The sequence below is a fragment of the Pantoea sp. SJZ147 genome (genome assembly GCF_007828605.1).
GTDB lineage: Bacteria > Pseudomonadota > Gammaproteobacteria > Enterobacterales > Enterobacteriaceae > Pantoea > Pantoea allii.
The window spans coordinates 128,922-150,875 of record NZ_VIVB01000002.1 but is presented as its reverse complement, the minus strand read 5'-3'; the positions used below and the strand labels follow the sequence as shown (position 1 = coordinate 150,875).

The window sequence follows — 21,954 nt, the reverse complement described above, 5'->3', positions numbered from 1 at the left end:
ATGCTATTTCTGATGAATGTCTAACCTGATTCCGTAATACTACTCCGTTATGATCCCTGATACTCAGTCGCTCCCCTTGCTGCGCCCTATCGCCGCCGCCGACAATCCTCATATTGCGCAGGTAATCCGTCACGTCTCGGCTGAGTTCGGCCTGACCGCCGACAAAGGCTATACCGTGGCCGATCCACAACTCGACAGCCTGTACGAGCTGTACAGTGCCGAGCACAGCGCCTACTGGGTGGTAGAACATCAGGGGAAGGTCATGGGCGGTGGCGGCATCGCGCCGCTCGCCTGCAGCGCGCCGGATATCTGTGAACTGCAAAAAATGTATTTCCTGCCGGACGTGCGCGGCTGCGGTATGGCGCGCGAGCTGGCGCTCTTAGCCATGGACCATGCACGTCAGCGTGGCTTTCGCCGCTGCTATCTGGAAACCACCGGCAGCCTGACGCGCGCCATTAAGCTCTACGAATCGCTGGGGTTCGAACGTATCGACCATGCCCTGGGTTGTACGGGACATGGCGACTGTGAATTCAGGATGCTGAAAACGCTGTAACGCCGTTAAAAATCCGGCACACCGCTGTGAAAGCGCAGTTCCTTGTCCGGCTCAGCAATGAGCTTCGCCTCTGCCTCACCAATCGCCCGCACGCGCGCCGTAATATCTTTTGGCGAAATCTGCGCCGCCAGCGTCAGATAGTCCTGATAATGACGGGCTTCTGAGCGCAACAACGAGATATAGAACTTCTCTAATTCGCTGTCCAGGTAAGGTGCCAGGCTGGCGAAACGCTCGCAGGAGCGCGCCTCAATATAGGCACCGCAAATCAGCTTATCCACCAGCGTATCGGGTTCGTGGGTGGTCACTTCACGCAGCAGACCTTTCGCATAACGGCTTGAGGTGATTTTCTGATAAACCAGCCCACGCGACTGCATAATTTCCCACACCTGATAAAAGTGGTGCAGCTCTTCTTTGATCAGCAGCACCATCTTCTCAACCAGATCGTCAGCCCACGGCAGTTCGTTGCGCACGATAATGGCTTTGGTCAGCGTTTTATGCGCATTGATAAAATCGCTGTCGCCGTCCTCACGAAAGATAAAATTCTCGTAAGGCTTCAGCCAGGCCAGAATCTGGTCACCGCTGGGCTTGTCAGCAACGTATTTGCGGATCAGCCACACCGCGGTCTGGGCCGCTTTGAGTTCGCACACCAGATGATCGGTGAGCAGCAGAGTCAGGTTTTCTGGTTTGCGCGCCTCATCAATCCAGGCCTGAGGTGTGCGGCAGCGTAAAAACTGATGTATGGGTTCAAGTAAGGGTGCGTAATTCATGACGGTCAGACAACACAGGGGAACAGAAAAGGCGGAGCAGGCTCCGCCCGGCGTTAATTAATGACGAATACCGTTGTCGTCTTCGTCGATAGCCTCGCCGTCGTCTTCATCGTCATCCGGGGCATTGGGATCTTCGAAATAGGTGCCCCAGCCGTCGTAGTCAACGTTGTATTTCGCCACCAGGTTTACCAGCTGCTCTACCTGGGCATCGATGATTTCCGCTTTCAGCGCGCCTTCGCTGAGAATGTCCACGCACATCACGGTCGTGCCGTCTTCCAGCTCCAGCTCTTCTGGCTCGGTGACTTCATAGCCCAGTTTAAAGGCATCCACCGCCGCTTTTTCGAGTGAGTCGAAGTTGTTACAGGAGAGATGGTGCTCAATGGTATAGAGCGCATCGGGATCGCTGCCATCCTCTAACAGTTCTTCGATGATCAGCCGCGTCTCTTCACGCTGCTCTTCCAACAATGCTTCAAATGCCATGGCGATATCCTCTCTGAGTTCGGCAATAAGTGATTATTTTCCCATACTGCCTGTCGCGCCACTACACAAAACATAAAAGATTATTCTCGCCAGGGTTGAAAATGCATATTCATACGGTTAGATTGAATTTTAATTCATTATGAAACCCGTACCGGAGTGCTGTATGAGTCAGTTGTATCAACGTCATTTCCTCAGGCTGCTGGATTTTACCCCGGCGGAAATTGACTATTTGCTGAGCCTGTCCGCCGAATTAAAACGCGCAAAAAAAACCGCCAGTGAAACCCAATACCTGAAAGGCAAAAACATCGCGCTCATCTTCGAAAAAGACTCGACCCGTACCCGATGCTCTTTCGAAGTTGCCGCATACGATCAGGGTGCAAACGTGACTTACCTCGGCCCAAGCGGTAGCCAGATCGGCCATAAAGAGTCGATGAAAGATACCGCGCGCGTGCTGGGCCGCATGTATGACGGCATTCAGTACCGTGGCTACGGCCAGGCGCTGGTCGAAACCCTGGCTGAACATGCCGGTGTACCGGTCTGGAACGGCCTGACCACCGAGTTCCACCCAACGCAGCTGCTGGCCGATCTGCTGACCATGCAGGAACACCTGCCAGGCAAGCCGCTCAGCGAGATGACGCTGGTGTACGTGGGTGATGCGCGTAACAACATGGGCAACAGCATGCTGGAAGCCGCCGCGCAGGTTGGCTTAGATCTGCGTATGGTCGCGCCACAAAGCTGCTGGCCGGAAGCCGGTCTGGTGGCACAATGCCGTCAGGTCGCAGAGAAGACCGGCGGCAAAATCACGCTGACAGACGATATCGCTGAAGGCGTTAAAGGTGCCGATTTCATCTACACAGATGTCTGGGTTTCCATGGGTGAAGCGAAAGCAGTGTGGGAAGAACGCATTGCCCTGCTGCGCAACTACCAGGTGAACAGTGCAATGCTGGCGCTGACCGGCAACCCGCAGGTGAAATTTCTGCACTGCTTACCGGCATTTCATGACGATCAGACCACGCTGGGCCGTCAGATGGCGGAACAGTATGGCCTGCAGGATGGAATGGAAGTCAGCAATGACGTCTTCGAATCGGCACACAGCATCGTCTTTGACCAGGCGGAAAACCGTATGCACACGATTAAAGCGGTAATGGTAGCCACCCTGGGACAGCGCTGATCGGGCAACCGCAAACGTTTACCTGCTGCGCGATTTTTCCTTGATGCCCATTCCTGATGGCGTATAATGCGCCACAATTTGCCGGAGGAAACATGCAACAGCATCGTGGACAATGTGACGCGCTACCTCGCCTCAATGCAGGCGGCACCGCTGTTTCTTTCCGTCATCGAACCGATCTTAAAAAAGCCCCTGTATAAGGGGCTTTTTTTTGTCCGTTATCCGGCCGCGCAGAGGAGAGAGCTATGGCTAACCCGCTATATCGCAAGCATATCATTTCAATTAACGATCTCAGCCGCGACGAGCTGGAGCTGGTGCTGCACACCGCTGCGCAGCTAAAAAACCACCCTCAGCCGGAACTGCTGAAGCATAACGTGATAGCCAGTTGCTTCTTCGAAGCCTCGACCCGCACCCGACTGTCATTTGAAACCGCGATACATCGCCTGGGCGCGTCCGCAGTAGGCTTTGCCGACGGCAGCAATACCTCGTTGGGCAAAAAAGGGGAAACCCTGGCCGATACCATTTCCGTGATCAGCACCTACGTGGATGCCATTGTAATGCGTCACCCACAGGAGGGCGCTGCGCGACTGGCTACGGAGTTTTCCAACGGCATTCCGATTCTGAATGCCGGAGACGGGGCCAACCAGCATCCCACGCAAACCCTGCTGGATCTGTTTACCATCCATGAAACTCAGGGCCGACTCAGCAACCTGAACGTGGCGATGGTCGGTGACCTGAAATATGGTCGCACCGTGCACTCGCTGACCCAGGCGCTGGCCAAGTTTGACGGCAACCGCTTCTTCTTTATCGCCCCGGATGCGCTGGCGATGCCGGCCTATATTACGGATATGCTGGATGAGCAGAATATTGCCTGGTCACGCCACGACAGTTTCGAAGAGGTGATGCCGGAGCTGGATATTCTCTACATGACGCGGGTGCAGAAAGAGCGGCTCGATCCGTCCGAATATGCCAACGTTAAAGCGCAGTTTATTTTACGCGCGGCAGACCTGAACGGTGCCCGCGATAACATGAAGGTGCTGCATCCGCTGCCGCGCATTGATGAAATCACCACCGACGTGGACAGCACGCCGTACGCCTGGTACTTCCAGCAGGCCGGTAACGGCATCTACGCACGCCAGGCTTTGCTGGCACTGGTCTTAAACCGCGACACCGCCCTGTAAGGAGTGACAGTATGAGCCAGGATAACAAACTGCAGGTTGAAGCCATTAAAAATGGCACGGTTATCGATCATATCCCTGCGCAGGTGGGCTTTAAGCTCCTGTCGCTGTTTCGTCTGACCGAAACCGACCAGCGCATTACCATCGGCCTGAACCTGCCCTCCGGTGAGATGGGCCGCAAAGATCTGATTAAGATCGAAAACACTTACCTTACGGAAGATCAGATCAATCAGCTGGCGTTTTATGCGCCGCACGCCACCGTCAACCGCATTGATGATTATGAAGTGGTCGCCAAGATCGCGCCCACGTTGCCGGACCGGATAGACCGGGTGCTGACCTGTCCGAACAGCAACTGCATCAGCCGCAGCGAACCGGTGTGCTCCAGCTTTGCCGTGAAGCATCGCGCCGATGAGGTGCACCTGAAATGTAAATACTGTGAGAAAGAGTTCGCCCGTCATGTGGTATTGGGTCACTTTTAATCGGCCCTGCCGCGCTTATAATGAACCACGTTTTATGGCGGGCAGCGCCTTTGCTGCCACGGCCTTTATCTAAGGAGAAATGATGTCTCGTGAAATCAGTACGGAAAAAGCCCCAGCGGCTATCGGCCCATACGTGCAGGGCGTTGATCTCGGCAGCATGATCATCACCTCGGGTCAGATTCCGGTGAACCCGGCCACGGGCGACGTCGCCGAAGACGTCTCAGCACAGGCGCGCCAGTCGCTGGAAAACGTGAAGGCGATAGTGGAAGCCGCGGGCCTGAAGGTTGCCGATATCGTGAAGACCACGGTCTTCGTGAAAGATCTGAATGACTTTGCGACCGTAAACGCCACCTACGAAGCCTTCTTTACCGAGCATAATGCGCCCTTCCCGGCGCGTTCCTGCGTGGAAGTGGCCCGTCTGCCAAAAGACGTGAAGATTGAGATTGAAGCGATCGCGCTGCGTCGTTGATAAAAAAGCGTGCGCACTGCTGAGTGCGCACGCGGCTTTCGGCCTGGCGTAAATACGGATTCGCCCTTCTCACCGCCGACCTGTTACTCTGCTTTCAGACCCGCCATCTTAAAAGCTTTGCCAGTTATCCTGCCCGCCTGCCGCCAGGGCCAGCACCGGTCTGGGTGCCGCAACCGCTGCAGATTTACGCTGAGGCGTGGCTACCGCCGCCTGCGGGCCTGCGAGCGTAAACTTCCGCACCAGCGCAGCAAGCGTATCAGCCTGCTCCTGTAAAGAGAGCGACGCGGCTGAGGCTTCTTCGACCAAGGCCGCATTCTGCTGAGTCACATCGTCCATCTGATTCACCGCCTGATGAACCTGCGAAATGCCCTGACTCTGCTCGGTGGCCGCGGCGGCGATTTCGTTAACCAGATCGGTGACCTGACTGACTGCACCGCGCATCGTCTCCATATTGTGATTCACGTTATCCGCCTGGGACGTTCCCGATGCGATCAACCCATTGGACGTCTGAATCAGCGCTTTGATTTCACGGGCGGCGGTGGTGGACCGCTGCGACAGATTGCGCACTTCGCCCGCCACAACCGCAAAGCCGCGCCCATGTTCCCCTGCGCGGGCCGCTTCGACCGCCGCGTTCAGCGCCAGAATATTGGTCTGAAACGCAATGCCTTCAATCAGGGTAATAATTTCCCCCACCTTACCCGAGCTGTCACGAATCGCCTGCATTGTCTCCAGCATCGTATTGAGCGCGGCTGAACTGGTGTCGGAGAGATTGCGCGTGTTTTCTGCAAGGTGGCTTGCCTGGCGCGTGTTGTCTGCGGTCTGCCTGACGGTTTCGCTGATTTGGGTCATGCTGGCCGCAGTTTGCTCCAGCGAGGCGGCCTGCTCTTCCGTACGGGCAGACAGGTCCTCATTGCCCGCCGCAATCTGGCCCGACGCACTGCTGACCGACTGTGAAGCGCTGCTGACCGCATGCAAGGCGGCGGAGATGCTTTCCATCAGACGATTATAAGACCGCGCCATAATGCCAACTTCATCACGTCGGCTGTCATCGGCCTTCAGGGAAAGATCAAGATGGGTGCTGGCACGCTCCATCAGCTCGCCAATGGCGTTCAGGCTGTGACGGACACGCATGATGGTTAAAATCGTCAACATGCCCAGGCCGATAATCGCCAGTGCGATACCGGCCACCATGCCCCATTTGGTCAACTGATAAATATGTTGGTTTTGCAGACGTAACGCTTCACCAATTTTACTGTTGAACTCAAACTGATTGCGATAGCTGGCTTTAAGCTGACTGATCGCGCCACCAATGCCTTCATCATCACTCAAGAGTGCCAGGCTGAGTTGATTCTGATGCGACCGGGAGGCCGTGAGAAACGCTGGCAGACTTTGTTTAACGACATCGATCAGCCGGAGTGACTTATCCGTCATCGCCCGATCTTCGTCATTGGTAATATCATTATCGAAATAATATTTCGTTAATGTCGAAATATCCTCAATACGTTTTTGAATCACCGTTTCAAGGCTGGCCAGTTTACCGCTCTCATCTTCAGTCTGATGTCGATATAACGCCACAGAGAGGCGATTACTTTCATCTACCAACCGATTCAGCACTTTGAGCGAATCAATTGTGTTTACCTGCACATATTCAAATCTCGCCTGAAAACCTGAGAGAAGTGAAATGGTTACGATCCCTAGAATAATTAACGAACCTGCCAGAAGTGAAAAAGCCAGAGAGAGTCTTTGCGTCATATTCATTAAACCAAGCTCCTTTCTTTCCCCGAGTGAATTCTCAAAGGAAGCCAGAAATTAATCGGCAATAATAAATAAATATTTATTTCAAATTTTTTAACCTTGAATTCGATTTCAAGTTTAAATTAATTATTCATTGCAAAAAGTTATGGTAATTAAAATAAAATAACAGGCAAAACAATAACCAAATAAACTATATTATTTTGAATAGTAAATATAAAACGTCGCCAAAAAAGAGACACCGTTTCACTGGCGACAGCGTCAGGAAGAGGAAGAAGAGAGGGAGATAACGGCAGGGCCAGCGCACCCTGCCGTTGTTACATCAGGTGCGGGAGGACGGACGCCACAGCCACAGTACGGTAATCGCCAGCGCAAACAGCGCGCCGAAGCCGATGCCGGTCGCCACCGCAGGCGCACCGGCCCGAATGGCTAAGGTATACAGCCCCAGCATCACCAACATGGCGGTGTTTTCAACCAGGTTCTGCACCGCAATGGCATTGCCAGCGCCGACGCTCTGTTTGCCTCGCTCCTGCAACAGCGCGTTAAGCGGCACCACAAAGAAACCGCCCAGTACGCCAATCACCAGCAGCAGCAGGTAAGCATTCAGCATGGTATGTTGCAGCGAGAAAATCACTACCATCACCCCAATCAGCACACCGGCAGGCATACAGCGGCGCACGGTTTCCAGCGTCACCAGCCTGGCCGCCAGCGCCGCGCCGACCACAATCCCTATCGCCACCATGGCATTCAGCGTGGTCGGGGTTTTGTTATCCTGGATACCCAGCGCCACCGGCACCCACAGCACCAGCAGAAAACGCAGCGTGACGCCAGCGCCCCAGAACATGCTGGTGCCGAGCAGGGAAAAGCGCGTTTCGGGATTATTCCACAGCACGCGCGTCGCGCGGCTAAAACTGCGCAGCATCGCGGTAAAGTTCCAGCTCTGGCCGGGACGTGCAGCCTGCAGTTTGGGAATAAACAGGTTTGCCGTTACCGCCACGGCATAGGTCAGGGCGCAGACCGCTAGCGCGGCAACCAGATTCCAGTCCGCCAGAATGCCGCCCGCCACAGAACCGAGCAGGATGGCCGCAATGGTCGAGGCTTCCATCAGTCCGTTGGCTTTAACCAGCTTCTCGTCATGGGCAATTTCCACGAGGATGCCGTATTTAGCGGGCGAATACGCCGCCGCGCCGATCCCCACCAGGGTGTAACCCAGGAAAGGATTAAAACCAAAGCAGATGATCATCGCGCCCAGCAGCTTCAGGCTGTTGGCAAACATCATCACCCGGCCTTTGGCAAAACTGTCAGCCATCTGCCCCACAAAGGGGGCCAGCAGGATATAGGTCGCGACAAACAGCATCTGCAGGACCGGTTGGCTCCAGTCGGGGTAGAACTGGTTTTTCAACAGCGCCAGAGTGGCAAAAAGCAGGGCATTATCGCCAAACGCCGAGAAAAACTGCGCCACCATTACCGCTATCATGCCGCGCGACAATAACGGCGCATCACGTTCTACCATCATGCCTGTTCCTCTTCCGCCATTTTTTTCAGGGTGACATAGTCAGGTTTACCACTGCCGAGTAAGGGCAGCGTTTTTACGACGCGGATATCGCGCGGCACGGCCAGATCGGCGGCTCCCAGCTCGCGGGCGGCTTTTTGCAGGCCGTCACGGGCCAGTGCGCTGTCGGTAGTAAACAGCACTAATGCTTCACCACGATTACCGTCAGGGCGCAGCGAGGCAGCATGCTGTTTATCCGGTGAGGCTTTCAGGGCGATTTGCTCCACCACCTCCAGCGACACCATCTCGCCAGCTATTTTCGCAAAGCGTTTGGCTCGCCCCTGAATCTGGCAGAAGCCGCCATCATCGAAGCTGACGATATCGCCGGTATCGTACCAGCCTGCTTCCATCTGCCCCTCGCCGTTATCGGCCGCCGGGGTTTCCAGCACGCCGGGATTTTCGACCCGCAGATAGCCCTTCATGATATTGGGGCCACGCAGTTGCAGGCGACCGCCGTTTTCAATGCCCGGCACCGACATCAGACGAGAATCCATCCCGGGCAGGATGCGGCCAACGGTATGCGCTTTGGCGGCCATTGGTACGTTGATCGCCACCACCGGTGCGCATTCGGTCACGCCATAACCTTCCAGAATACGGATACCGTACTTGTCCATATACAGCTGGCGCGTGTTCTCCTGCAGCTTCTCCGCCCCGGCCACCACGTAGCGCAGGCGCGCAAAGTCATAGGGCTGAGCAAAGCGGGCATAATTGCCCAGAAACGTCGAGGTGCCAAACAGCACAGTGCAGTTACGGTCGTAAACCAGCTCCGGCACAATCCGGTAGTGCAGCGGGCTGGGATAAAGAAACACCTGCGCGCCGGTCATCAGCGGCGTGAACAGCCCTACGGTCAGGCCGAAAGCATGAAACAGCGGCAAGGCCGACATAAAGCGGTCGCGCGGCGTAAAGTCCGCCACGGTACGGATCTGCTCAACGTTGGCCAGCAGGCTTTTGTGGGAGTGCACCACACCTTTGGGATGGCCTTCCGATCCTGAGGTAAACAGCACCATCGCCGCCTCTTCAGGCTGCTGCGCCACCTGGGCCTGGCGCGGCACAATCAGGTGCGCCAGTATCCAGAGCTTGTCCTTGAGCGTCACGGTCTCTTTCAGATCTTCCAGGTAGATCCACTGCACCTCTGTCAGGCCCTGCGGCAGGTGCCACAGGTTACCTTTATCCAGAAACTGGCGGGAGGTAAACACCGTTTTCACCTGGGAGGCGGTGAGCGCCGCGCGCATGCCGCTGACGCCTGCGGTGTAATTCAGCATCGCGGGCACGCGCCCGCGCAGAGACGCGCCCAGGATTGCCGCCGCCGTGACCGTCGCGTTGGGCAGCAGCAGTCCGACATATTCTTTGGGCTGGCTGTAACGTTCCAGAATACGGCCAACGCCCAGGGCTTTTTTCAGTAAGCCGGTGTAGCTGTCGGGTTTGAAATTTACGTCTTCAATGCAGCGTTTAAAGGCGCCGTAGCGCTGGCGGGCATTGAGAAAGGCCTCGAACAGGGTTTCCCGCGGGCGCACGGCCATGCGCGCTTCCATCATAATATGGTGCAGGTGCTCACCGGCCAGCACGCGACGATCACGGGCGCGCTTCGCCTCAGGCATTGGAATATGGGTGCCGGGTAAAATGTTCAGGGTAATGCGGGGGAACAAACGGCGCTTAAAGACGCCCGCCAGGCGACCAAACGGGGTAAATTCTGCGCCTTCAATGCGCATCGGCACCACGGTTGCACCAGATTTTGCCGCCACAAAGCCTGCCCCGCTGTAGATCTTCATCAGCGATCCGGTGACGGTAATGCGACCCTCGGGGAAAATCACCACCGGGCGACCGCTGTCGATGAGCCGCACCAGTTGCTTCAGCGCCATCGGCTTCATGGGGTCAAGCGGGACGAAATCCGCATAGGGTTTGATCAGACGTAAAAACCAGTGATCGCTGATCGACGAATAGATCGCAAAAACCGGTTTGATGGGCAGAAACAGCGCCAGCAGCGCCCCATCCAGAAACGAGGTGTGATTGGGCGTAATCAGCACCTTCTGCTTATGCAGTTCAGCGGTATCGCCCCGTAATTCCACCCGCCACAGCAGGCGAAATACCAGGCGGAAAAAAGTGAATAACATGCCGGCTCCTTAGCATCATGAAAAACAGCCACTCACGATGCAGGATTTAGGCGGAATCGACAACTGATTATTGGCAGAATTCAGCGCGATGTCCGCCTTCAGGGTGCGGTATGCCAGCCGCCGCCCAGCGCTGCGATAAGTGCCACGCTGCTCACCCACTGGGTGCTTTTTAGCGTCAGTAAACTTTGTTGTGCGCTCAGGCTGCTGTTTTCCGTTGTCGCCACATCCAGATAGTCAATCATCCCGGCCTCATACTGATTGCGCGTGACCTGGGCCGAGGTCTGCGCGGCGGCGGTGGCGCGCTGCTGCGCGGCGATTTCGCCCTGCAGGGTATTCAGCTCCACCAGCCGGTCTTCGACATCCTGCATCGCCGTCAGCACCGTCTGCCGATAGTTCGCCACGCTGGCATCATAGGCGGCGCGGGCCTGCTCAACGCTGGCCGAGGTCGCGCCGAAGTCCAGCAGCGTGCCGCTTAGCTCTGGCCCCAACGACCAGACGCGGTTAGGTAAGGCGAACAGGTTATGCAGCGCAGAGGCACTCACGCCGCCGCTGGCGCTGAGGGTGAGATCGGGGTAATAACCCGCAACCGCCACACCGACCGCCGCATTGGATGCCGCCATTTTACGCTCGGCGTAGGCGATATCCGGGCGACGCTGCAGCAGTTCGGACGGTAAGCCGCCGGGAACCGCGGGCAGCGTCGCCATCAGTGTTGCCACAGGCAGGCTGAAATCCGCAGGCGCTTTGCCCACCAGCAGGGCGATAGCATGTTCCATTTGAGCGCGCTGCCACTGATAATCCTGTGCCGAAGCGCTGGCGCTCTCCAACTGTTGCTGCGCCTGAGCCACCGTAGCGCGCGATTCTGTCCCCGCCTGATACTGGTTCTGTATCACCCTCAGATAGCGTTGATAGGCGGCAATGCTCTGCTGATACAGCGCAATTTTTTCGTCCATGATGCGTAACTGGAAGTAGTCCTCCGCCAGCTCGGCCTGGGCGCTCAGGGTGATATTGGCCAGCTCGGCGGCGCTGGCCTGCGCGCTGGCCTGATTTTCTTCCCGCGTTCGACGCAGTTTGCCCCATAAATCCAGCTCCCAGCTGGCATTCAGTGCCGCCTGATGGCTGCTGCTGGTGGTGCGCGTACTGTCGGTAGCGCCGTGGCTGCCGCTCCGCGTCGTGCTGGCGTCATAGCCTAAGGTGGGAAACAGCGCTGCTCGAGACTGCGCCGCCAGCGCCTGCGCCTGACGATACTGCGCCGCATATTCCGCCACATTCTGATTAGAGATGCTGACCTGGCTGACCAGGCTGCTTAGCGTGGCATCCTGATACACCGTCCACCATGCGCCTTTGTGCTGGTCGTCCTGCGGCGTGGCCTGCTGCCAGCCTTTCGCTTCTTTGTAGTGAACCGGCATAGCCATCGTCGGACGTTGATAATCAGGGCCGACAGTACAACCGCTCAACAGCACCACCAGCACGGCGGGAATAAGTGATTTCATGATTCAGGATTCCGCATGGCGCAGACGACGCCATTGACGTTGAGTGGCACGGCTCAGGCGATCGAGCCACAGATAAATAACCGGCGTGGTAAACAGCGTCAGCAGCTGGCTCAGCGCTAATCCCCCGGCGATGGCAATGCCGAGCGGGCTGCGTAAGTCGGCATCGCCGCCGCTGCCCAACGCCAGCGGCAGCGCCCCGAAGAACGCGGCCAGCGTGGTCATCATTATGGGACGGAAGCGCATCAGGCAGGCCTGGGTAATCGCCTGCTGTGGCGACATGCCCAGCCGCCGCTCGGCATCGATGGCAAAGTCGATCATCATAATCGCGTTCTTTTTCACGATACCAATCAACAGGATAATGCCGATAAGCGCGATTATCGTGAGCTGGGTGTTCGTCAGTAACAGTAACAGCAGCGCGCCGACGCCCGCCGAGGGCAAGGTCGACAGAATGGTCAGCGGGTGAATGTAGCTCTCATACAGCACGCCGAGGACGATATAGACCGCCACCAGTGCCGCCACAATCAGCCACGGCATTGTGGCGGTTAACTGGTTAAACTCGGCCGCCGTCCCGGCATAGCCCGCCTGAATCGTTGAGGGCAAGCCAAGCCGGGCCATCGCCTGCTTGATCAGCGCCTCCGCCTGCTCCAGCGACACGCCGTCATTCAGGTTAAAGGCGATGGTGCTGGTGGCAGACTGTCCCTGATGTGTCACCGTCAGCGGGGCATTGCCGCCCGCGAAGCTGACAAAGGCCGACAGCGGAATGCGATCGCCGTTATCGTTAATCACGTAAAGCTGCTGCAGAATCGCCGGATCGCGGGTATCGCTGTCCTGCAGCGACATCACCACATGATACTGATTCAGCGTGTGGTACAGCGTGGCAATCTGGCGCTGGCTGAAGGCGTTATTCAGCATGGTGTCCAGCATCTTCACATTCACGCCCAGTTGGGTCGCCCGGTCGCGGTCGATAGTCAGCATCACTTCCTGACCGCCGGTTTGCGCGTCGGAATCGACGCTGTTGAGCTGCGGAATCGCCGCCAGCGCCGCCTGGACTTTGGGCGTCCATTCGCGTAGCAGCGCAAGATCGTCCGCCTGCAGGCTGTACTGGTAGCTGGCATTGGCGCTGCGTCCGCCGATGTGCAGGTCCTGCGCCGCCATCAGAAACAGCTGCGCACCGGGGATCTTACTGGTTTTCTGACTTAACCGGTTGGCCACTTCGCTGGCCGTGGCATCACGCTGATCAAAATCTTTTAGCCGGACAAAAAAGTCGGCGTTGTTGCGCGAGCCAAACATCCCGCTGCCCATGGACGACATCACGCTTTCAACCGCCGGATCGGACCGAATGATGTTGGTGAACTGCAGCATTTTGGGCTTCATCGCCTGAAACGAAATATTCTGATCCGCCCGTAAGGCTCCCATCAGCAGGCCGGTATCCTGTTCCGGGAAGAAGCCCTTCTGCACCACCGTATAAAGAAACAGGTTAAGCAGCACGGTCAGCAGCAGGCTGAACAGGGTCAGTTTCTGATGGCGCATCACCCAGTTCAGGCCACGTGAGTAAGCCGCAAGTGCATGGTTTAACTGATTTTCAATCAACTGATAGAACGGATGTGGGCGCTTATATACGCTGGGTTTCGGCTTCAGCAGCCGTGCGCAGAGCATTGGCGTCAGGCTCAGCGAAACAAACATCGAAATCAGCAGAGACACGGTCAAGGTGATGGCAAACTCCCGAAACAGCCGACCCAGCAGGCTGCCCATCAGCAGGATGGGAATAAACACGGCGATCAGCGATACCGTCATCGACAGTACGGTAAAGCTGACCTCGCGCGCACCGCGCAGTGCCGCTCGCAGCGGGCGATGTCCGGCTTCAATATGGCGGGTGATGTTTTCCAGCACCACGATGGCGTCATCGACCACAAAGCCGGTCGAAATGATGAGCGCCATCAGGGAGAGGTTATCCAGGCTGTAGCCCAGCAGGTACATCACCGCACAGGTTCCGATCAGCGAGACCGGCAACGCCAGGGCCGGAATCATGACGGCCTGCAGGTTGCGTAAAAAGACAAACACCACCGCAATAACCAACAGCACGGCAATCAGCAGCGTTTCTTCGGTATCGTAAAGCGAGGCGCGCACGCCCGGTGAACGGTCCACCACCACTTTAAGCTGGGTATCGGCAGGCAGATCTTTTTCCAGGGCTGGCAGTTGGGCTTTGATGGCGTCAATGGTGTCCAGCATATTGGCGCCCGCCTGGCGCTTGATGCCCACCATGACCGCCGGTTGAGCATTGAGGAAGCCCGCCTGATAGCGGTCCTCCACTGAATCGTACACGCTGGCGACGTCGCCCAGGCGCACGACATTGCCGTCTTTGTTGCTGATAATCAGGTTGCGGTAGCTGGCTGCCTTGTCCAGCTGTCCATTGCCGTCCACCATCCACGACTGGCTGCTGCCCTGTAGCGAGCCTTTGGGCAGATTACTGGTGCTGTCGGCCACTGCGCTGCGCACCGTATCAAGCGAAATACCCGCATGGATGAGTTTTAGCGGCTGCAGATCGATGCGCACCGCGGGCAGTGCGCTCCCCATCAGCGACACATCACCCACGCCTTTGACCTGCCCCATCGCCTGTTCGATTTTGCTTTCGGCCAGATCGTAGAGTTCCCCCGGCGTGCGGGTGGCGGAGGTCAGCGCCAGCATCACAATCGGCGCATCCGACGGGTTGGCTTTGTGGTAGGTCGGCAGCGACGCCATCGCGCTCGGCAGCAGGCTGCGTGCGGCGTTGATCGCCGCCTGTACGTCACGTGCCGCGCCGTTGATATCGCGATTAAGTTCAAACTGCAAAATGATGGTGCTGGTGCCCTGTGAACTGTTCGAGGTCATCTCGGTAATACCGGCAATCTGTCCCAGCGACCGTTCCAGCGGGGTGGCAACGGTTGCCGCCATCGTTTCCGGGCTGGCACCGGCCAGGCTGGCGTTAACCATAATGGTGGGGAAATCCACCTGCGGCAGCGGGGCCACCGGCAACAGGCGGTAGCCCAGCACGCCGAGCAGCAGGATCGCCATCGTCAGCAGCAGCGTGGTGACCGGGCGAAAGATAAACAGCCGGGTCAGGTTCATTGCCCGCTCCGCGCCTGTTGCTGTCGGCGTTTCACCCAGGCATTGCCGCGCTGGGCGATGCCGTCAAACCACAGATAGATGACCGGGGTAGAAAACAGGGTCAGCACCTGACTGACGATCAATCCGCCGACAATCACCAGCCCCAACGGTTGGCGCAGTTCTGCGCCCGATCCGGAAGCCAGCATCAGCGGCAGCGCGCCCAGCAGCGCCGCCATGGTGGTCATCAGAATGGGTCGGAAACGCAACAGACAGGCCTGGTGAATCGCGTCCCGGGGCGAAAGATGCTGCTTATTCTCGGCCTCCAGCGCAAAGTCGATCATCATAATGGCGTTCTTCTTGACGATGCCGATCAGCAGAATGACCCCAATCAGCGCAATCAGGCTGAACGCCGTATTGGCCAGCAGCAGGGTTAACAGCGCGCCGACCGCCGCCGAGGGCAGCGTCGAGAGAATGGTCACCGGATGAATAAAACTTTCGTACAGAATGCCCAGCACCACATACATCGTGAGCAGCGCCGCCAGGATCAGCCACAGCGTGTTACTGGTGGCACTCTGAAACGCCGAGGTTTCCCCTTGATAACGCAGCGTCACTGCCGACGGCAGATGCAGCTGTGCAGTCACCTCGCTAATGGCGTTCTGCGCGTCTTCCAGCGAATAGCCGTCACTGAGGTTGAAGGAGATCATCACCGCCGGGAACTGATTCAGCCGCATATGCATCAGCGAACCGGTCCGCTGGTGGATCGTGGCGATGGAGGTGAGTTTGACCATGCCGCTGCTGCTGGTCGTTGTTGCCGTGGGACTGCTGGCGGTCGAAGTTGACGTGGTTTCCGTGCTACTGGTGCTGGTGGACGTACTGCCTGATGCGCTGCTGTTCGTGCTGGCAGAGGGTTTCAGGAACACATCATCAAATGAGGCCGGGCTTTGCTGGTACTGCGGTGCAACTTCCAGCACCACGCGATACTGATTCGACTGGGTAAAGATCGTCGAGACCAGACGCTGCCCAAACGCGCTGTAGAGCGCGGTATCCACGTCCGCGGCGGTGACGCCAACGCGCGCGGCTTTGTCCCGGTTCAGCTCGACATAAGCGACCCGGCCCTGATCCTGCAGGTTGCTGACCACGCCGTTGAACTCTGGCCGTTTCTGCAAAGCCGCCACCAGTTTCGGCGACCAGGTCACCAGGTCTTCGCTGTTGGCATCATCAAGGGTGAACTGATACTGGCTCGGCGTGACCTGATCGTTGACGGTCAGATCCTGTGCCGGTTGCAGGTAGAGCTGAATGCCGACCACGCCTGTTGCTGCCTGCTGGAGCTGTTTGATGATCGCACCGGCTTTGTCATCGCGTTGACCTAAGGGCTTCAGGTTGATCTGCAACCGACCACTGTTCAGGCTGGTGTTATTGCCATCGATACCAATTGTCGAAGAGACGCTCTCGACCGCCGGGTTCTGCATGATCACCGCAGACAGCGCCTGCTGACGTTTCGCCATCTCCGTAAAGGAAACGTCCTGAGAAGCCACCGTTACGCCCTGAATCAACCCGGTATCCTGGATCGGAAAAAAGCCTTTCGGGACAATCATATACAGCAGCGCGGTCAGGGCAAAGGTCGCCAGCGCCACCAGCAGCGTCAGTTTCTGATGGTCCAGCACCAGGGTCAGCAGGCGATCATAGCCGCGAATGAGCCGGTCGAAAATCTCGCCGCCTTTGCGCGCAAAGCGGGACTGTTTCTCTGGCGGAATATGGCGCAGCAGGTAGGCACAGAGCATTGGCGTTAAGGTCAGCGAGACCAGCATCGAGACCAGAATGGACACCGCCAGCGTGATGGCAAACTCGCGAAACAGGCGTCCTACGACATCGCCCATAAACAGCAGCGGAATCAGCACCGCAATCAGGGAAAAGGTCAGCGAGATAATGGTAAAGCCAATCTGCTGCGATCCTTTTAACGCCGCTTCCATCGGTGGCTCGCCCGCTTCCAGCCGTCGGGAAATGTTCTCGACCACCACAATCGCGTCATCGATAACAAAGCCGGTGGCAATGGTCAGCGCCATCAGCGACAGGTTATTGAGGCTGAAGCCCGCGAGATACATGACGCCAAAGGTTCCCACCAGCGAGAGCGGCACCGCCACGCTGGGAATCAGCGTCGCTGCCACGTTGCGCAGGAACAGAAACGTCACCATCACCACCAGCGCAATCGAGAGCATCAGCTCAAACTGCACGTCGCTGATGGAAGCACGAATGGTCTGGGTACGATCGGACAGGACCGTCATTTTCACGCCGTCGGGCAGCGCGGCCTGCAGCGTCGGCAACTGCGCCTTGATGCTGTCGACCACCTGGATAACGTTGGCCCCGGGCTGCCGCTGCACGCCGATCACGATAGCCGGGCTGCCGTTGGCCCAGGCAGACTGAAAGCTGTTCTCCGGCCCCTGTTCTATATGCGCGATATCCTTCAGCCTCAGCGCCGCCCCGTTCTGGTAGGTCAGGATCAGGTTGCCGTATTCGGCAGCGGTGCGCAGCTGGTCATTGGCATCGATCGTCACCGAGTGATAGCGACCGTCAAATCCGCCTTTGGAACCTTTAACATTGCTGTTGCTGATTAACGTATTCACGTCTGCCAGCGTCAGGCCATGGGCCGCCAGCGCCTGAGGGTTCATCTGTACGCGAATCGCCGGTTGATGGCCGCCCGCGAGCGTCACCATGCCCACGCCGGAAATTTGCGACAGCTTCAGTGCCACGCGCGTATTCACCAGATCCTGAACCTGCGTCAGTGGCAGCGTGTCCGAGCTGGCGGCTAAGGTGATCACCGCGCTGTCGGCCGGATTGACTTTCTTATAGGTGGGCGGATTCGGCAGATCGGTCGGTAGCAGATTACTGGCTGCGTTAATGGCGGCCTGCACCTCCTGTTCGGCCACGTCCAGCGACAGATCCAGGCTGAACTTCAGCGTGATGATGGACGATCCGCTGGAGCTGGTCGAGGTCATCTGGCTGAGTCCCGACATCTGCCCCAGTTGGCGCTCCAGCGGCGAAGTCACCGTCGAGGCCATGACATCCGGACTCGCGCCGGGATAGAGCGTTGTCACCTGGATGGTGGGGTAATCGACCTGCGGCAGCGCCGAGGTGGAGAGAAACCGGTAGGCAAAAATACCGGCGATCAGCACGCCGGCCATCAGCAGGATGGTGGCGACCGGTCGCAGGATAAAGAGGCGTGACGGATTCATTGGGCCTCGGCAGGTGCGGTCGGTTGAGTGCTGTCTGCGACCGCGACTTTACTGCCGTTGGTCAGGCGATCGATCCCTTCTGTAACCAGGCGGTCACCGGGCTTCACGCCCTGCAGAACAGCCTGCCACGCTTCGCCATACGCCGGGCCTGCGGTGACCGGCTGCCGGGTGACGGTGTTGTCTTTATTGATGATAAAGACAAAGCTGCCGTCGCTGCTCAGCTGCAACGCCTGCGCCGGAATGATGGTGGCGTTTTTCAGCACGCTGGTTTGCAGGCGAACGTTGACAAACTGGTTGGCGTACAGCGCCTCGTCGTCGTTAGCAAACATCGCTTTCAGTGCAATGGTGCCGGTCGCCGTGTCGATCTCATTACTGATAAATTTCACCTGTCCCTGACTCAGCACATGCTGATTATCCTGATCGAAGGCGGTGGCGGGCAGCGTCTGATCGTGATGAAGGGCTTTCACCAGCGTCGGGATATGGCTTTGTGGCACGCTGAAGGTGACGGCGGCAGGCTGCATCTGGGTAATGGTTACCAGCCCGGTGGTTGAGCTGCTCTGAATCATATTGCCCGGATCGACCTGACGTAGCCCTACCCGACCGCTGACGGGCGCGGTGATGCGCGCGTAGCCGATGTTAAGCCTGGCGCTGGCGATCTGGGCCTGATCGGCGGCAACCGCACCACGATACTGCCCCACGGTCGCGATTTGCGTATCCAAATCCTGTCGGGACAGGGAGTCCTGAGCCGCCAGTTTGCGGTAGCGCGCCAGCGTCAGTTCGGCGCTTTTCAGCAATGCCGCGTTTTCGCTGAGCTCGCCCTGATACTGGTTCAGCGTTGCCTCGTAGCTGCGGGGATCGATCTGCGCCAGCAGCTGGCCCGCTTCAACTTTCTGCCCTTCGGTGAAGTAAACCTTTTCCAGTTGACCGTCCACCCGGCTGGTGACCGTCACGCTGGCGTTAGGAATAACCGTGCCGGGCGCGTTGAGATAGACCGGCACATCGGCCGTGCTGGCGGTGCCGCTGTGCACCAGCGTCGTACCGCCCTTCAGCATACCGGGACCCGCGTGGCGCGCATGACCACCGGCGGGCATATTGCCCCCTGCGCCTCTATGGCCCAGCAAGCGCCAGGCCACGCCGGCGACAATGAGCAGCACAATGAGCAGAAGCAGCCATTTCAGCCAGCGGGAACCACGGGAACGGGAGACGTAAGTAGTCATCGAACTCTTCAGATATTGAGGAAAAAGGGAATCCTCATCAGGAGGAGGATTCATCGAAACGGCATCAGCAAAGATTATCAGCTACTTGTGTTACGACTTTCCATCGCCAAACCGTAAGGTTTGCGTTAAGAAACCTTACCAGTCTGCTGTCAGCAAGGCGAGCGCGCAGAGAAAGGGCGCGTGGATACGATGGCTGACCATGCCGGAGACGAAGGCAGGCCTGTGCTTCAGGCAAAAAAAACCCACGCATCTGCGTGGGTTGGTGTAATAACGATTGGCCTTGCCGGAGCAGTGCCCGTTTTCACACCCATCAATACCTCTGGGATTTCCATCTTCTCACTCTGTGAGGGACAGGGACAGATGAAAAAGGAAAATGAATTCGGCGAAATGAAACGAGGTGTAAAAACATCCACACCTCGCTTACAGTTTGATTTGGTTAGGATTTATCTGAACCGCTATCCACAGGCTTGCTGTAGATAGCATCCGGGGCAATATTCATGTGCTTGAGCACCGGCCCCATGATGTTACCGAACACCGGCGCAGCCACGGAGCCGCCGAAGTGATCGCCTGCGGTCGGATGGTTAATCATGACCACCAGCGCCACCTCGGGATGACTGGCCGGGGCAATCCCGGCGGTGTAGTTGACATAGCCACCGTCATACTTCCCGCTGGTGCCCATTTTTTCCGCCGTACCGGTTTTGGTGGCCAGACGGTAGCCCGGCACCGCCGCCTTGACGCCGGTCCCGCCCGGTAAGACGTCACTTTCCAGCATGTGCACGACTTCCTTCACCGTTTCCGGGTTCGCGACCTGCTTGCCCAGCACCGGCGGCGTGACTTTGGTGATCGACAGCGGACGATAAACGCCATAGGAACCCAGCGTGGCGTATTCCCGGGCAATTTGCAGCGGCGTGACGCGCAAACCATAGCCAAAGGAGAAGGTCGCGCGTTCGATATCCGCCCAGCGCGTGCGGTGCAACGGGAAGTAGCCCACGCTTTCACCGGTTAAGCCTAACCCGGTCGGTTTGCCAAGACCAAACGCATAGAAGGTGTTTACCAGCGCCTCTGCCGGCATCGCCAGGGCAATATGCGACACGCCGATGTCGCTCGATTTTTGCAAGATACCGGTCATGGTCAGACGTGGCCAGTGGCCGACGTCGCGAATCAGGTGGCCGTTAACCCGGTAAGGCGTGGTATCCAGCACAGAATCCGGCCGCACCAGGTGGCGCTCCAGCCCTTCCATCACCACCAGCGGTTTTACCGTCGAGCCCGGTTCGTAACTGTCGTTAATGGCAGTATTGCGCATCTGCGCCGGGGTTGCCCCCTGATAGTTGTTGGGATTGAACGACGGATAAGAGGCCATTGCCAGAATCTCGCCGGTGTCAATTTTGACCAACACCGCCGCGCCCGAATCGGCCTTGTTTAACAGCACGCCATCGCGCAGCTTACTGTACAGCGTGTACTGGCTGAATTTATCGATGCTGAGCTGGACCGTGGGCGGCTGCGTGGGCGGCTGATAGCTGATCATTGAGATGATATTGCCCGCCGCATCCTGGCGATAGACTTCTTTACCCGGCTGGCCCTGCAGGACTTTATCGAAGCCTTTTTCCAGACCGTTCAGGCCCGTGTTATCGGCCCCGACAATCCCTATCAGCGGTGCGGAGGCTTCACTCATCGGATAAAAACGGCTGTCATCGTAAACTTCACTGATGCCCTTAAGCTTCAGATCTTTGATGTCTTTGGCGATCCCCAGCTCGACTTTGCGACCAAGGTAGAGGAAACGACGTTTTGGGTTCGCGGTGATTTGCGCCGCCACCTCTTCGGGTCGCATACTCAACGCCGCCGCCAGATAGGCCCATTTGGCGCTGGTAAAATCAGGATTGCTCTCCAGCACGCGCTGCGGGTCGGCGATCACGTCCCGCGACGGCACGCTGAGCGCCAGCGCTTCGCCATTGCGATCCAGCAACGTGCCGCGGCTGGTGGGCAAGGTGACGGTGCGCAGCGAGCGCTGATCGGCCTCATGCTCAAGCATCGGCTGGTTAAGAAACTGCAAATCAGCCACGCGCGCCAGCAGAACCGCCAGGCAGGTAAATACGCCGAGGCAGATCAGACGAAAACGGAAAGGGTTAAACGGGGCTTTTATCTGGTCTTTACCCAGTAATTTTTTAATCCGGGGCATGGCAATCCGCTGCGCTTAAAAAAAAAGAGGTCAATCCAGCAGTTATAATCAAAGCGCTGGCAAAAACACAGGAAAACTGTGTATCAGTTCGTTATCGTTCATTTTGTTCAGGGCAAAAAAAACCTGCGTATCTACGCAGGTCGGTGTAATCAAGAAAAAATCAATTGATGTTCACCCATCAATACCTCTGGGACCCTGACTGTAGCAAGCGGTGCGGCTTTTTTGCCACGACTGAAACGCAACAGATG

Annotated in this window: 15 protein-coding genes; 5 read left to right on the top strand and 10 right to left on the bottom strand. The window is 57.4% G+C overall.

Annotation, left to right across the window (positions count from 1 at the left end; all coding sequences use genetic code 11):
- The first annotated feature begins 49 nt into the window (after positions 1-49).
- Positions 50-553: a GNAT family N-acetyltransferase gene (locus tag FBY13_RS03425; RefSeq protein WP_145393463.1), complete on the top strand. Its 504-nt coding sequence runs from the start codon at positions 50-52 to the stop codon at positions 551-553.
- A gap of 5 nt (positions 554-558) precedes the next feature.
- On the opposite strand, the gene FBY13_RS03420 is transcribed toward FBY13_RS03425, so the two are convergent.
- Together FBY13_RS03420 and rraB are read right to left on the bottom strand one after the other, a co-directional pair.
- Positions 559-1,320, bottom strand: a complete 762-nt coding sequence (locus FBY13_RS03420; RefSeq protein WP_145393462.1) for a tRNA-(ms[2]io[6]A)-hydroxylase — start codon at positions 1,318-1,320, stop codon at positions 559-561.
- Positions 1,321-1,377: 57 nt separating this feature from the next.
- Positions 1,378-1,800: a ribonuclease E inhibitor RraB gene (gene rraB / locus FBY13_RS03415; protein ID WP_063878187.1), complete on the bottom strand. Its 423-nt coding sequence runs from the start codon at positions 1,798-1,800 to the stop codon at positions 1,378-1,380.
- A gap of 163 nt (positions 1,801-1,963) precedes the next feature.
- Here rraB and argF point away from each other — a divergent pair, with 163 nt between their 5' ends.
- From argF to ridA, 4 genes are all read left to right on the top strand, one after another.
- Entirely contained in the window at positions 1,964-2,971 is a 1,008-nt protein-coding gene (argF, locus tag FBY13_RS03410) for an ornithine carbamoyltransferase (RefSeq protein ID WP_063878186.1), read from the top strand.
- 242 nt (positions 2,972-3,213) lie between these two features.
- A complete protein-coding gene (gene pyrB, locus FBY13_RS03405) occupies positions 3,214-4,149 on the top strand; it encodes an aspartate carbamoyltransferase (protein ID WP_063878185.1) in 936 nt (311 codons plus the stop codon).
- An 11-nt stretch (positions 4,150-4,160) separates the two neighbouring features.
- Positions 4,161-4,625 carry an aspartate carbamoyltransferase regulatory subunit gene (gene pyrI / locus FBY13_RS03400; protein ID WP_063878184.1) on the top strand — a complete coding sequence of 155 codons (465 nt, stop codon included), beginning with the start codon at positions 4,161-4,163 and terminating at the stop codon, positions 4,623-4,625.
- A gap of 82 nt (positions 4,626-4,707) precedes the next feature.
- Entirely contained in the window at positions 4,708-5,094 is a 387-nt protein-coding gene (ridA, locus tag FBY13_RS03395) for a 2-iminobutanoate/2-iminopropanoate deaminase (RefSeq protein WP_014606727.1), read from the top strand.
- A 108-nt stretch (positions 5,095-5,202) separates the two neighbouring features.
- On the opposite strand, the gene FBY13_RS03390 is transcribed toward ridA, so the two are convergent.
- The 8 genes from FBY13_RS03390 to FBY13_RS03355 form a co-directional block, all read right to left on the bottom strand.
- Positions 5,203-6,852: a methyl-accepting chemotaxis protein gene (locus tag FBY13_RS03390; protein WP_145393461.1), complete on the bottom strand. Its 1,650-nt coding sequence runs from the start codon at positions 6,850-6,852 to the stop codon at positions 5,203-5,205.
- 316 nt (positions 6,853-7,168) lie between these two features.
- Complete coding sequence (gene lplT, locus FBY13_RS03385; protein WP_145393460.1) at positions 7,169-8,362, bottom strand: lysophospholipid transporter LplT; 1,194 nt, start codon at positions 8,360-8,362, stop codon at positions 7,169-7,171.
- Positions 8,359-10,509, bottom strand: a complete 2,151-nt coding sequence (gene aas, locus FBY13_RS03380; protein ID WP_063878181.1) for a bifunctional acyl-ACP--phospholipid O-acyltransferase/long-chain-fatty-acid--ACP ligase — start codon at positions 10,507-10,509, stop codon at positions 8,359-8,361. Before aas ends, lplT begins: the two co-directional genes overlap by 4 nt.
- A 98-nt stretch (positions 10,510-10,607) precedes the next feature.
- Positions 10,608-11,999 (bottom strand): efflux transporter outer membrane subunit, encoded by a 1,392-nt coding sequence (locus tag FBY13_RS03375; protein WP_096011477.1) that lies wholly within the window; start codon positions 11,997-11,999, stop codon positions 10,608-10,610.
- Between the two features lie 3 nt (positions 12,000-12,002).
- Complete coding sequence (locus FBY13_RS03370) at positions 12,003-15,104, bottom strand: efflux RND transporter permease subunit (RefSeq protein WP_096011476.1); 3,102 nt, start codon at positions 15,102-15,104, stop codon at positions 12,003-12,005.
- Complete coding sequence (locus tag FBY13_RS03365; protein WP_145393459.1) at positions 15,101-18,313, bottom strand: efflux RND transporter permease subunit; 3,213 nt, start codon at positions 18,311-18,313, stop codon at positions 15,101-15,103. Before FBY13_RS03365 ends, FBY13_RS03370 begins: the two co-directional genes overlap by 4 nt.
- On the bottom strand, positions 18,310-19,530 hold the full coding sequence (locus FBY13_RS03360; protein WP_063878177.1) for an MdtA/MuxA family multidrug efflux RND transporter periplasmic adaptor subunit: 1,221 nt from the start codon (positions 19,528-19,530) through the stop codon (positions 18,310-18,312). Before FBY13_RS03360 ends, FBY13_RS03365 begins: the two co-directional genes overlap by 4 nt.
- A 436-nt stretch (positions 19,531-19,966) precedes the next feature.
- Positions 19,967-21,706 carry a penicillin-binding transpeptidase domain-containing protein gene (locus FBY13_RS03355; RefSeq protein ID WP_063878176.1) on the bottom strand — a complete coding sequence of 580 codons (1,740 nt, stop codon included), beginning with the start codon at positions 21,704-21,706 and terminating at the stop codon, positions 19,967-19,969.
- Positions 21,707-21,954 lie beyond the last annotated feature (248 nt).